Origin of the sequence: Streptomyces sp. NBC_01515 (assembly GCF_045040345.1) — a bacterium.
Classification (GTDB): Bacteria; Actinomycetota; Actinomycetes; order Streptomycetales; family Streptomycetaceae; genus Streptomyces.
This window is the reverse complement of record NZ_CP109416.1, coordinates 4,490,686-4,504,037: the sequence shown is the minus strand read 5'-3', so window position 1 is coordinate 4,504,037 and position 13,352 is coordinate 4,490,686. Positions and strand designations below refer to the sequence as shown.

Annotated in this window: 10 protein-coding genes; 5 read left to right on the top strand and 5 right to left on the bottom strand. The window is 71.1% G+C overall.

From position 1 onward, the window contains the following. The first annotated feature begins 4 nt into the window (after positions 1-4). The gene (locus OG407_RS19920; RefSeq protein ID WP_405859812.1) at positions 5-886 is read left to right on the top strand and encodes an acyl-CoA thioesterase; all 882 of its coding nucleotides are present in this window, start codon (positions 5-7) and stop codon (positions 884-886) included. 4 nt (positions 887-890) lie between these two features. Continuing rightward, positions 891-1,862, top strand: coding sequence for a cation diffusion facilitator family transporter (locus OG407_RS19915; protein ID WP_266857029.1), 972 nt, complete (start codon positions 891-893; stop codon positions 1,860-1,862). Between the two features lie 22 nt (positions 1,863-1,884). On the opposite strand, the gene OG407_RS19910 is transcribed toward OG407_RS19915, so the two are convergent. Together OG407_RS19910 and OG407_RS19905 are read right to left on the bottom strand one after the other, a co-directional pair. Then, positions 1,885-2,673, bottom strand: coding sequence for a phosphatase (locus OG407_RS19910; RefSeq protein WP_405859809.1), 789 nt, complete (start codon positions 2,671-2,673; stop codon positions 1,885-1,887). 90 nt (positions 2,674-2,763) lie between these two features. Beyond that, positions 2,764-4,467 (bottom strand): PucR family transcriptional regulator ligand-binding domain-containing protein, encoded by a 1,704-nt coding sequence (locus OG407_RS19905; RefSeq protein ID WP_405859807.1) that lies wholly within the window; start codon positions 4,465-4,467, stop codon positions 2,764-2,766. A 166-nt stretch (positions 4,468-4,633) separates the two neighbouring features. Here OG407_RS19905 and OG407_RS19900 point away from each other — a divergent pair, with 166 nt between their 5' ends. From OG407_RS19900 to OG407_RS19890, 3 genes are all read left to right on the top strand, one after another. Next, positions 4,634-6,103: a sodium:solute symporter gene (locus tag OG407_RS19900; protein ID WP_405859805.1), complete on the top strand. Its 1,470-nt coding sequence runs from the start codon at positions 4,634-4,636 to the stop codon at positions 6,101-6,103. A gap of 73 nt (positions 6,104-6,176) precedes the next feature. Further along, positions 6,177-7,145, top strand: a complete 969-nt coding sequence (speB, locus tag OG407_RS19895) for an agmatinase (RefSeq protein ID WP_403588330.1) — start codon at positions 6,177-6,179, stop codon at positions 7,143-7,145. Next, entirely contained in the window at positions 7,142-8,827 is a 1,686-nt protein-coding gene (locus OG407_RS19890) for a thiamine pyrophosphate-binding protein (RefSeq protein WP_405859803.1), read from the top strand. The genes speB and OG407_RS19890 overlap by 4 nt, the downstream gene beginning before the upstream one ends. A 72-nt stretch (positions 8,828-8,899) precedes the next feature. Here OG407_RS19890 and OG407_RS19885 read toward each other — a convergent pair whose 3' ends face one another. From OG407_RS19885 to OG407_RS19875, 3 genes are all read right to left on the bottom strand, one after another. Beyond that, on the bottom strand, positions 8,900-9,682 hold the full coding sequence (locus OG407_RS19885; protein WP_405859801.1) for a VOC family protein: 783 nt from the start codon (positions 9,680-9,682) through the stop codon (positions 8,900-8,902). A 255-nt stretch (positions 9,683-9,937) separates the two neighbouring features. Next, entirely contained in the window at positions 9,938-10,741 is an 804-nt protein-coding gene (locus tag OG407_RS19880) for an endonuclease I family protein (protein WP_405859799.1), read from the bottom strand. Between the two features lie 214 nt (positions 10,742-10,955). Continuing rightward, positions 10,956-13,277 (bottom strand): glycosyltransferase family 39 protein, encoded by a 2,322-nt coding sequence (locus tag OG407_RS19875; RefSeq protein WP_405859797.1) that lies wholly within the window; start codon positions 13,275-13,277, stop codon positions 10,956-10,958. Between the last annotated feature and the right edge of the window lie 75 nt (positions 13,278-13,352).

Below are 13,352 nucleotides of genomic sequence, written 5' to 3'. Positions count from 1 at the left end.
TGCCATGAGCAAGGCACTTCAGGGACTCCTCGATCTGCTCGACCTTGAGCAGATCGAGGAGAACATCTTCCGCGGCCAGTCCCAGTCCGCCGTCGTCCCCCGCGTCTTCGGCGGACAGGTGGCGGCCCAGGCACTGGTCGCGGCCGGCCGGACGGTCTCCGCGGACCGTCTCGCCCACTCCCTCCACGCGTACTTCCTGCGCCCCGGCGACCCCGGCGCGCCCATCGTCTACACCGTCGAGCGCATGAACGACGGCCGCTCCTTCACCGCGCGCCGCGTCGTCGCGGTCCAGCACGGCCAGCCGATCTTCGCCCTCTCCGCGTCCTTCCAGCGCCACGAGATCGGCCTCGACCACCAGACCCCCATGCCGTCCGCCCCCGACCCGGCGACCCTGCCCACCTCCCAGGACCGGCTGCGCGGCTACGACCACCTCGCCCCCGAGGTCGTCGAGAAGTTCATCGAGGCCCGCGAGGCCATCGACCTGCGCTACGTCGAGGAGCCGCCGTACGGCAAGTTCGGCGCACCGCGCGAGCCGCACTCCCAGGTGTGGTTCCGCACCAACGGCAAGCTCGACGGCCCCATCGACGAACCCCTGCTCCACGTAGTACTCGCGACCTACGTCTCCGACATGACCCTCCTGGACTCCGTCCTCCTCGCGCACGGCCGCGGCGGCTGGGCCGTAGGGGATGTCGTAGGAGCCTCCCTCGACCACGCGATGTGGTTCCACCGGCAGTTCCGCGCGGACGAGTGGCTGCTCTACGACCAGGAGTCGCCGTCGGCGTCCGGCGGGCGGGGGCTCGGGCAGGCGCGGATCTACACGCGGGACGGTCAACTGGCCATCTCCGTCATTCAGGAGGGCGTGGTCCGGGTTCCTCGGGAACACTGAGGGCATGGCAGAAACAGAGGAGAGTGACGGCGGCGGCGAGTCCACCGTCACGGTGATCGTCGCGGCCGTGGCCAACCTGGGGATCGCGCTGGCCAAGGCGGTCGCCGGCGTCATCAGCGGCTCCAGCGCGATGCTGTCCGAGGCCGCGCACTCGGTCGCCGACACCGTCACCGAACTCCTCCTCCTCACCGCCCTCAAACGCAGCGGCAAGCCCGCCGACGAGGAACACCCCCTCGGCTACGGCCCCGAGCGCTACATCTGGGCGATGCTCGCCGCCGTCGCCACCTTCGTCGGCGGCGCGGTCTTCTCGATCTACGACGGCATCCACACCCTCGTCGCAGGCGAGGACCTCGGCGACCCGCTGATCTCGTACATCGTGCTCGGCGTCGCCTTCCTCCTGGAGGGCTACTCCCTGCGGACGGGCGTACGCCAGGCGCGCGGCGAGGCGGCCCGCTTCGACGCCAGCTTCAAGCGCTACCTCCGCTACACCCCCGACACCGCCGTCAAGGCCGTAGTCCTTGAGGACTCCGCCGCTCTGGTCGGCCTGGTCCTCGCGGCCGGCGGCCTGCTCGGCGGCCAGCTCACGGGCTCCGGGGTGTGGGACGGCATCGCCTCGCTGTGCATCGGCGCCCTGCTGCTCTACGTCGCCTGGGTGCTCGGCCGCTCCAACGCGGAACTCCTCATCGGCCGGCCGCTCCCCAAGGCCATGCGGGACCGCATCCGCGAGGAGTTGCTCGGGGTCGAACACATCGAGGCCGTACTGGAGTTGACGACCCTCGTGCAGGGCCCGCGCGAGGCGCTGGTGGCCGCGAAGATCGACTTCCGGGACCGGTCGAGCGCCGCCCAGATCGAGTGGGCCTGCGAACAGGCCGAGCAGCGACTGCGGGAGGCGTTCCCGTCGGTGAACCGGGTCTATCTGGACCCGACACCGGGGTACGCGCAGCGCCGGGCGGAGGGGCTCAACCCCTGGCCGTGACAGGGGAGTCGAGTCCCGACCCTCAGCTGAGTCCCGCCTCCGCGAGCAGATACGCCGTCAGCGGGTCGTAGTACCTGGGGCTGACGACGTGGTCGTCGAGGGGGACCGTCACCTGGACGGTTCCCTCGGACTCGGCGAGGAAGAGCGCCGGGTCGTTCGAGTCGGCGTAGCCCACGGAGTCGACGCCGTGGCGCCCCGCGTACCCCGCCCAGCCGTGGTCGGCGACGACCAGGTCCGGCAGCGGGCGGCCCTCGCGCTCCAGGGCGGTGAGGATCGCCTTCATCGGTTCACCGGAGTGCGTGTGCCACAGCGTCGCGCCGTGCTCCAGGACGGCCACGTCCGCGAACTGCATGACGTACCCCTCCTCCGTCTGCAGCCCCTCCGGGATCACGACGATCTCGCAGCCGGCCGTGCGCAGGGCGGCGGCCGTGGCGTGGTGCACGTCCAGCAGGCCACCCGGGTGACCGGTCGCGAAGAGCACCCGCTGCCGCCCGTCGGCCGCCTTGCGCAACCGCGCCGCCAGCCGGTCGAGCCCCTCGGCCGTCAGCTCCGGGTCGATGGTGTCCTGGCCGTAGCGGTACTCGGGATCGTCGTTCACACCCACCCGCTCCGCCATCACCGCGAGCACGTCCTGCTCGTCGGTCCACCGGCTGCCGAGCTCCAGGCCGAACCAGTAGTGACGGTCGCCGTTCGCGAGCTTGCGGTAGTGCGAGAGGTTGTTCTCGCGGGGCGTGGCTACGTCGCCCGCGATACGGGTCTTCACAAGGTGATCGACGAGCTCGGCGCGGCTGGGGGTCCCGGGTATCGGCATGCCTCCCATTGTGAAGCAGAGCGTGGTGCGCGTGCCCGACGTCCCGCACGCTGGGATGTGGATCACTCACGGCTGACGCGGTCGGACCACTCACAGGTGACGCAGCCCGAACCACAGCTCCATCCGTACGTCCGGATCGTCCAGGTCCGTCTCCAGCAGCGCCGCGCACCGGGCGATCCGCTGCCGCACAGTGTTCCGGTGCACGGCCAGGGCGACCGCCGTACGGTCCCAACTCCCGTGCAGGGAGAGCCAGGTGCGCAGGGTCTCGGTGAGCGCGGGGTGGGCGGCGAGCGGGGCGAGAAGGGTACGGGCGTGGGCCTCGGCTTCGCCGTGGGGGAGCAGCTCGGCGAGACCGGCGCGGCCGGCGGAGCCGTGTCGTACCAGCGGGGTACGGGTCGCACGGGCGCGGGCCAGGGCGCGGGAGGCCTGGGTATCGGCGGCGGGCCAGTCCTCGGGAGTGACGGCGGCGCTGACCCCTAGGGTCCAGCCGGGTTGCGGGGCGGGTTCGCGATCGGCGGGGAGGAGTACCCGTACTACGTCCGGTGCCAGGTCGAGCAGCGTGGAACCGAGGGCGGCGGCCAGTGCGGACGCGGCGACGGGGTCGGGGGTGGGTGCGGTGGCTGCGGTGGCTGTCCCGGCGTCGGGCATCGCGTGGACGACGACCCACCGGTCCCCGCCGAGCAGCGGCGCGACGTCCTCCGGCGGGGTGCCCAGCAGCAGCCGTACGAGCGCCGACGAACGGTCCGCTCCTGTGCGGCTCTGGTGTTCGCCGGTGAGGAGGGAGAGGAGTACGGCGGCGACGGAGGCGATGGTGTGGTCGCCGGGGGCGCGCTGCGGGGCGGCGACCCCTAGGACGAAACCCTGACCGGTACCCAGGGCGTACGTCGCGAGGTGGGCGCCGGGGACGGTGTCGGTGGCGGAGGTGGGGGCGGGGCGGTTCGGGGGTGCGCTGTCGGTGGAGGCGAAGGTGGGGGACGTAGGGGATGAGACGGGGGACGTAGGGGATGTGGTGGGGGATGCGATGAGAGCGGCCGGGGGCCGGACCACCCGCGCCAGCTCCGCCAATGCCTCCCGCACCTCCGCGCCGCTCGCCTGCGCGCCGGCCGCTCCCGCTCCGCGTCCAGCCTCCGGCTTCGTCGAGCCCGCCCTGCGTCCCGCCTCCGCCCCCGTCGGTTCGGCTGCCCCGACTCCCCGCCCCGCCCCCGCGATCTCCGTCCCGTCCGGCCCGAACAACACCGCGCGCCCGCCGACCCGTTGGGCGAGTTGGCGTAGCACCGAAGGGACCGGATCGGGGCGGGAGGCCGCTGCGGCGAGGCTCTGTTGGGCCTCGGTGACGCGGCGGAGTTCGGCGAGGCGGGCCTGCGCCATCAGCTGCCAGACCGCGCGGGCCACGCGGGAGAACGGGGTGGGCGGCGGGACCTCCAGGAGCGGGAGGTCGTAGTGGTCGCAGGCCGCGACCAGGGCCCGCGGCACGGTGTCGTGGACCGGTGCGACGCCGAAGCCGAGGGCCACGCCGCCCGCCTCGACGATCCGGGCGACGTAGTCGGCGAAGTACGTGCCCGAGCCGGCCGCGTCCGGGATGTGGACGCCCGCGGTGAGGAGCAGCTCGCCGCCCAGCAGGTACGGGTACGGGTCCGGCATCTCCGACACGTGCGCCCAGTGGATCGCGGTGTCGGGGTCGGAGGGCCCGGCGATCTGCCGCAGCCCCAGGTCCTCGCGGGCCAGGAGGGCGGCGAGAAGCACGGGTGGAGTGGGCGGTGTGGGCGGTGTGGGCGGAACCGTGGGGTCCGGCATGGTGGACGTTTCCTCCATCACCTTGGGCTCGGATGGATGAAACGTACACTTCGCAGCCGCTTTCCGGCCACCTAGGGTCAGTCGCGACGCAGGCCACCCGAGCGTGGCCGCAAGCCCCCCGAGACACCGGGACGACCCCGACAGCGCGCGCGAAGGAGGCCCCCGTATGGCCGTCGACTACACCGTCATCGTCGTCTACCTGGCCGGCATGCTGGCCATGGGCTGGTGGGGCATGCGCCGCGCCAAGTCCAAGAGCGACTTCCTGGTCGCGGGCCGCCGCCTGGGCCCCGTCATGTACTCCGGCACCATGGCCGCGATCGTCCTGGGCGGCGCGTCCACCATCGGCGGAGTCGGTCTCGGCTATCAGTACGGCCTGTCCGGCGCCTGGATGGTCTTCACCATCGGCCTCGGCCTGCTCGCCCTCTCCGTCTTCTTCTCCGCCCGCATCGCCCGCCTCAAGGTGTACACGGTGTCGGAGATGCTCGATCTCAGGTACGGCGGTCGCGCGGGGGTCATCTCCGGCATCGTCATGTGGGCGTACACCTTGATGCTGGCGGTCACCTCGACCATCGCCTACGCCACGATCTTCGACGTCCTCTTCGACATGAACCGCACCCTCGCGATCGTCCTCGGCGGCTCGATCGTCGTCGCGTACTCGACGCTCGGCGGCATGTGGTCCATCACGCTGACGGACATGGTGCAGTTCGTGGTGAAGACGATCGGCGTGCTGCTCCTGCTCCTGCCCATCGCGGTCGTCAAGGCCGGCGGCTTCGGCGAGATGAGGGCGAAGCTGCCCACCGGGTACTTCGACCCGCTGGGCATCGGCGGCGAGACGATCTTCACCTACGTCCTGATCTACACGTTCGGCATGCTCATCGGCCAGGACATCTGGCAGCGCGTGTTCACGGCGGGCAGCGACAGGACCGCCAGGTGGGGCGGCACGGTCGCGGGCACCTACTGCCTCGTCTACGCCGTCGCGGGCGCCGTCATCGGCACGGCGGCCAAGGTCCTCTACCCGAACCTCGGCAGCCCGGACGAGGCCTTCGCGACCATCGTCAAGGACGAACTCCCGGTCGGTGTAAGGGGGTTGGTGCTGGCCGCCGCCCTGGCCGCGGTGATGTCGACGTCGTCGGGCGCGCTGATCGCCTGCGCCACGGTCGCCAACAACGACATCTGGTCGCGGCTGCGGGGAGCGGTCAAGGACCGGGACGACGAGGGCGGCCACGACGAGGTGCGGGGCAACAGGGTCTTCATCCTCATCATGGGCATCGGCGTGATCGTCACGGCGATCGCGCTCAACAACGTCGTGGAGGCGCTGACGGTCGCCTACAACCTCCTCGTCGGCGGCCTCCTCGTCCCCATCCTCGGCGGCCTGCTGTGGAAGCGCGGCACCGCACAGGGCGCGCTCGCCTCCGTGATCGTCGGCGGCCTCGCGGTCGTCGGCCTGATGGCGACCTACGGCATCCTCGCCAACGAGCCTGTGTACTACGGCCTGTTGCTGTCTCTGGCCGCCTACATCACGGTGTCCCTGGCGACGCCGGCGACCGACGCGGCCGTACTCGCCGCGTGGCGGGACCGGCTCGCGGGGCGCGGTGCACCAGAACGCGCGTCCGAACCGGTCGCCGCCCACCAGTAAAGTCGTAGTCAGGCGTACAAACCCGCAGGAAAAATCCCATACGCGACGAAGCGTAGGAAAGAAGGCAGTGCCCATGACCAGCAACGAGACGCCCCGCGGCCCGGTCGACTCCTCCCGTACCCCGCGGTACGCCGGACCCGCGACCTACGCGCGGCTGCCGCGCCTGGACGAGGTCGGCACCGCCGATGTCGCGGTGGTCGGGGTGCCGTTCGACGCCGGTGTCTCGTACCGGCCGGGCGCGCGCTTCGGCGGCAACGCGATCCGCGAGGCGTCCCGGCTGCTGCGGCCGTACAACCCGGCGCAGGACGCGTCCCCGTTCGCCCTGGCGCAGGTCGCGGACGCCGGTGACATCGCGGCGAACCCGTTCAACATCAACGAGGCCGTCGAGACCATCGAGGCCGCGGCGGACGAACTCCTCGGCACCGGCGCGCGGTTGATGACCCTGGGCGGCGACCACACGATCGCGCTCCCGCTGCTGCGCTCGGTCGCGAAGAAGCACGGCCCGGTGGCGCTGCTGCACTTCGACGCCCATCTCGACACCTGGGACACGTACTTCGGGGCCGAGTACACCCACGGGACGCCGTTCCGCAGGGCGGTCGAGGAGGGCATCCTCGACACGGAGGCGCTCTCGCACGTCGGTATCCGCGGTCCGCTGTACGGCAAGCAGGACCTCAAGGACGACGAGAAGATGGGCTTCGGCATCGTCACGTCGGCGGACGTCTACCGCCGGGGCGCCGACGAGGTCGCCGACCAGCTGCGCCGACGGATCGGCGACCGCCCCCTCTACATCTCCATCGACATCGACTGCCTCGACCCGGCCCACGCGCCCGGCACCGGCACGCCCGAGGCCGGCGGCCTGACCTCCCGCGAACTTCTGGAGATCCTGCGCGGCCTGGCATCCTGCAACCTGGTGTCGGCGGACGTCGTCGAGGTGGCACCGGCGTACGACCACGCCGAGATCACGTCGGTGGCCGCGTCGCACACCGCGTACGACCTGATCACGATCATGTCCCGTCAGATTGCCGAGGCTCGTTCGAAGTGACCCACGACCACGACCTGGAACTCCGCCCGACCGCGGCTCAGACGGAGGCCGCGCTGAATCCTCCCCCCGGCCGCAACGGCGGTGACCTGGTCGTGGAGACCCTGGCGGGCCTCGGCGCGACGACGGTGTTCGGCCTGCCGGGCCAGCACGCGCTCGGCATGTTCGACGCGCTGCGCCGTTCCGACCTGCGCTACATCGGCCTACGGGTGGAGAACAACGCCGGGTTCGCGGCGGACGCGTACGGCCGCATCACGGGCGAGGCGGCACCGCTGCTGCTGTCGACGGGTCCCGGCGCGCTGACCTCGCTGGCGGCGCTCCAGGAGGCGCGGGCGGCCTCGGCCCCCGTCCTGGCGATCAGCAGCCAGATCCCGACGGCGGGTCTGGGCGGCGGCAGGCACGGGTATCTGCATGAACTGCCCGACCAGTCGGCCTCGTTCAGGGGCGTGGTGAAGTCGGTCCACACCGTCCGCGCGCAGTCGCAGATCCCGTCCGCGATCGCGGAGGCCTGGAAGTCGGCGCTCACGGCTCCGCACGGCCCGGTGTGGGTGGAGATCCCGCAGGACGTGCTGCTGGCTCCGACCCTCCTCCCGGTGGTGACGGCGGTGGACGCGACCCCGGAGGACGTCCTGCCCCGCCCCGAACTGACCGCCGTAGCAGCCGACTTGCTGTCACGTGCGGCCCGCCCCGCGATCATCGCGGGAGGGGGAGTGGTCCGTTCGGACGCGTCGAAGAAGCTGCGGCAGTTGGCGGAGAAACTCCGGGCGCCGGTGGTGACGACGCCGGGTGGCAAGGGGGCGTTCCCCTGGACGCACCCGCTGTCCTTGCAGTCCTGGCTGGAGGACCGTCATACGACGGACTTCCTGGAGGACGCGGACGTAGTGCTGGTGGTGGGCTCGGGCCTGGGTGAACTCTCCTCGAACTACCACACGTTCAAACCGCGAGGCCGCGTCATCCAGATCGAGGCGGACCTCGGCAAACTGGAGTCGAACCACCCGGCGTTGGGCATCCACGCGGACGCGTGGCACGGCTTGCAGGCGCTGCTGGAGACGGTGACGGAGCGGGCGGATCCGACGGCGGAGGGGCGGGTGGCCGAGCTGCTCGGTCGTGTGCGGGAGCGTATCGCCGCGCAGGAACTGACCCTGGAACAGGGCGTGTTGGACTCCGTCCGCAGGGCCCTGCCGGCCAACTCCCCGTCCTTCTGGGACATGACGATCCTCGCCTACTGGGCCTGGTCGGCCTTCGACGCGAAGGGCCCCAACCACCTCCACTCCGCCCAGGGCGCGGGCGGCCTCGGCTACGGCTTCCCGGCGGCCCTCGGCGCGGCGGCCGCGGACCCGACGCGTCCGGTGCTGGCGGTGTCGGGGGACGGGGGTGCGCTGTACTCCATCGCGGAGCTGGCCACGGCCAAGCAGTACGACCTGAACGTCACCTGGCTCATCGTCGACGACGGCGGCTACGGCATCCTCCGCGAGTACATGACGGACACGTTCGGCGAGGCCACGGCGACGGAACTGACCCGGCCGGACTATGTGGCGCTGGCGGAGTCGTTCGGGGTGCGGGGGGTGCGGACTTCACCGGAGACGCTGGAGGAGGACCTCGCGAAGTCCCTTGCGACCCCCGGGCCTTCGGTGGTCGTACTGCCGGCTGTGTTGCGGATGTTCGCGGCTACGCACTTGGGGTGACGGGACCCTCCCTGCGGAAATGTGACACTTCGGCGTCGAGTGTCACATTTCCTGGGCACACCCCTGGCCGCCTCACATCCGCGGATCCGGCGTCAGCAGCGCGAACACCGCTCCGAAGGGGTCGGCGAGCCAGGCCATCCGGCCGACCTCGGGTACATCCGTCGCCGGCATCAGTACGGAACCGCCGTCGGACCGCGCCGCCTCGATCGTGGCGTCGACGTCCGTCGCGTGGAAGTACGGTACCCAGCGCGGCAGTTCGCCCTCGCCGTCGCTCAACGGCGCGACCCCGCCGAAGGACGCGTCCTGCTGGTCCCCCTCGGCGGTGCTCAGTACCCGGTACGTCATACCGGGTGCCGGCATCTCCTGGCTGCGCCAACCGAACAGGCCCTGGTAGAAGGCGATGTCCGCCTCCGGGCCGGGGGCGTGCAGCTCCGCCCAGAGCAGGGTGTTCGGGGCGGAGGTGAGGTCCAGGCCCGCTGTCCTGCCGGGCTGCCAGAGCGCGAACTGGGCGCCCTGCGGATCGGTGGCCTGGGCCAGCATGCCCTCGCCCATGACGTCCACGGGCTCCAGGCGGACGGTTCCGCCGCCGTCCGTGACGGCCTGGACGGTGGCCGCGATGTCGTCGGTCTTGAAGTGGATCATCCAGGCGGAGCGCGCCCCTTCCTCGGTGAGCGGCCCGAGGGCGGCGACGGTCTTCCCGTCCACCTGGAAGAAGCCGTATCCGCCCGTGTCAGGCCCGGCGGAGACGAACCGCCAGCCGAGGACGGCGCCGTAGAACGCGACGGCCGCCTCGGTGTCGGGGCTGCCGAGGTCGAGCCAGTTGGGCGATCCGGTGGTGAAGTCGGTGCCGAGCATGAAGTCCTCCTGGGCGAGGCGTGGGCCGGGACGGGAGCCAGGATGCCGTCCCGACCGTCGCCGTCCGCGCACGAGCACTGACAGGACTCCGGTTTCCACCGAACGGCCGAACGTTCGCCAATGCCGGCGCCGCACGCGCTGACAGACTTCCCGCCATGGGCGGACACGAGGTGGGCGAAGGCGGCCGGGCGGCGGACTGCAGCCCTGATCTGAACTCCCCCTGGAGTAGAGGGAGTTCAGACCGGCAGCTTCGTCCTACCAGATCGCCTCGACCCACTCCGGGTGGTCGATGAACGGGTTGCGGTTGTGCTGGTATGTGTCGTAGATGACCTGGTTGCGGTTCTCCTCGAAGGCGCTCGGCGGGTCCGCCGCGCTCCAGGCCTTGAGGACGGCGAGCTTGCCCATGTAGGGGTTGCTGCCGTTGTTGACCTTCTCGTTGGGCTCCAGGTCGGCGAAGCCGTCGTCGCCCTCGTAGCGCACGGCCATGTAGAGGATCATGCGGGCCACGTCGCCCCGGTCCGCCGCGCGCGGCGCGAAGGAGTCGGAGTCGACGGTGCTGCCGCCGCCGTTGGTGACCGCGCTGCCGCCGTTGTCGAAGTCCAGGTTGCCGCGGATGCTGTTGACCTGGACGTCCGCGGGACGCAGGTGGTGCAGGTCGGTGCCGGGACCGGTCACCTCGCCGAAGTCGCCGTGGGACTTGGCCCAGGTGTGCTCGCGGTTCCAGTCGCCGACGTCGCCGCCGTTCAGGGACTTGGCGCGCGAGACACCGCTGTACAGCAGGATCACGTTGTTGCTGTTGTTCGGGTCCTGGTCGGTGACCTTCAGCGCGTTCCAGACCGCCGAGTACGAGATCTTCGTCTGGCTGCTGATGATCGTGTGCAGCGAGGACTTGAGGGCGGTGCCCGTCTTGCCGACCGCGTTCTTGTAGTACGTCGAGTCGTACGAGGTCGTCGTGGCCGACGCCGGGGCCGCGGCCAGGGTCGGCGCGGTGAGGCCGACCAGGACGGCGGCGGTCGTCAACGCCACCGATTTCCAGCGGTGGATCCGTGTCCCAAGCATAAAGAGTGTCCCATCTACGCGGGTTGAATGGGGCGGCAAACGGGAGCGTGACATGTTCATGCGGTCGAGTAAATAAACGGGACGTGTCGATCCGGTGACCTGAAGCGACAATCTGCCCTGTGTCTACGCGAGTTGACGATGGGACGACGCACCGAAACGGCCCCCGACCTTGTGGTCGGGGGCCGTTGGCCGTTCGTCGCCGGTTACGTCGGCGTCACTTCACGTCCGACGGGTCCAGCCGGTAGATCGTCGACGTGGTGGTCGTCGAGGTGCCGGTCGTGGAGGACGAGGAACTCGAACTCTTCTCCGTCGACGCGCTCTTGTCGTACGCGCTCTCCTTCACCGCCGTCGCGTTCTTCTGCACCCACGCGGTGATCTCGGTGTTCAGGCTGCTGTTGCCGCCCATACCGCCGCCACCGAGCTGGATGTAGTGCAACTCGCCCTTCTTCACCAGCTCCTTGAGCTTGGCGAGGGTCATCGCCTTGTCGGAGCCGGTGAAGCCCCACATGGAGATGACGGGCTTGTGGGTGCTGAGGATCAGCTGGCCCGCGCTCTGCGAATTGGACACCGCGAGCAGCCACTTGGCGCCGTCCTGGTGCTTCTCCAGGTACGAGACGAGCGCGCTGGACGTGGTGCCGCCCATGCCGCCCCCGCCGCCCATACCGCCACCGCCGAAGCCGCCGCGCGTACCGCCGGTGCCGCCACCCGGAGCCGTACCGCTGCCGGTTCCGGTGCCGCCAGGAGCCGTACCGCCGCCGGGGAACTCCCCGGTGGTACCGCCCTGTTGACCACCGGACGTGCCACCGGTGCCGCCGGTCGGCGCCCCGCTCGGCGCGCCACCGCCCTGCGGTACCTCACCCGTGCCGCCGCCACCCGGGGTCATCCCACCGGGGACTTCCCCGCTCGCCGTGCCGCCGCCCTGTCGGGTGCCGCCGGGCATCTCGCCACTCCGGTTGCCGCCGAAGCCGCCACGGCCGCCGCCCCCGCCCCCGGGGCCGCCCATGCCGCCGCCGGTCGACGGACCGGCCGTCGGGTTGGTGCCGCCCATGCCGCCGGTGGTGCTGGACGCCGCCGGGGACACGGCGTACGCCGTCGGACCGGCCAGCGCCGCGATGATCGCCGCCACGACGGACGCGGTCAGCAGCCGGGCCCGGTTGCCGGAGCCGGAGCGGAAGACGAACAGGCCCGCGATCGCGAGGACCATGAGGACGCCGACCGTCGGCCACAGCCAGGTGTTCCAGCCGGAGGCCCGGCGCAGCACCACGATCGCCCAGATCGCCGTGACCGCGAGACCGGCCGGCAGGACCCAGGACCAGCGCGCGTCACCGCCGCGGAAGGCGCGCCACAGCATGACGCCGCCGCCACCGCACAGGGCCGCGATGCCCGGGGCGAGCGCGGTCGTGTAGTACGGGTGCATCGTGCCCTGGGCCATGCTGAACGTGACGTAGTGCAGCAGGGTCCAGCCGCCCCACAGGACCAGCGCGGCGCGCGTCGGGTCGGTGCGCGGGGCGCGGCCGACCAGGACCAGGCCGGCGATCAGGGCGATGGCCGAGAAGGGGAGCAGCCAGGAGATCTGGCCGCCGAGGATGTCGTTGAACATACGGCCGATGCCCGCGGTGCCGGCGAACGTACCGCCGCCGCCACCCCCGCCCCCGCCGCCGTTGCCCTCGCCGCCGAACACGCGGCCGAAGCCGTCGTAGCCCATGATCAGGTCCCAGGCGGTGCCGTCGGTCGAGCCGCCGATGTACGGGCGGTCCGAGGCCGGGACGAGGGAGACGACCGTGGCCCACCAGAAGCTGGAGACGGCCAACGCGACCGTGGCCAGGGCCAGTTGGACGATCTTCTTCTTCCAGCCGAGCTTCGACGCGAACAGGTACACGGCGAAGACGGCGGGCAGGGCGATGTAGCCCTGGAGGAGCTTGGTGTTGAAGGCGAAGCCGAAGCAGACCGCGGAGCCGATCAGCGGCAGCAGCTTCTCGGTGCGTACGGAGCGCAGGCCGAGGGCCGCCCCCGCCACCATCAGCAGGACGAGCAGGGTGTCGGGGTTGTTGTCACGGTTGATGGCGACCGTGATCGGCGTCAGGGCGAGGACCAGCGCGGCGATCGCCGCGGCCACGTGCCCGAAGTACCGCTTCACGGAGGAGTGCAGGATCCAGATGGTGCCGAGCGCGGCGGCGACCTCCGGCAGCATCATCTGCCAGGTGCCGAAGCCGAAGATCCGGCACGACAGGCCCATCACCATCAGGGAGAAGGGCGGCTTGTCGACCGTGAGGAAGTTGCCCGCGTCCAGCGAGCCGAAGAACCAGGCCTTCCAGTTCTGGGTGCCGCTGTAGATCGCGCTGCTGTAGAAGCTGTTGAGGCTGGAGCCGGAGAGGTTCCAGGAGTACAGCACCGCGGCCAGGACCAGGATGGCGATCAGCGCGGGCAGCGACCAGCGGGGCGCCTTCTCGGGCGGCGCGTCGGCGGGTGGGGCCGGCGGCGGCCAGTCGGCGGACGCGGGTTCGGTGTGGGGGTGTGGATCGGTGGCAGATGTCACCCGGGCATCGTGCGAAAACAGGGTGGGTGACTGCTGTGCCGAACCTTGCCACCGGCTGTGAATTCGCAAAGGGGC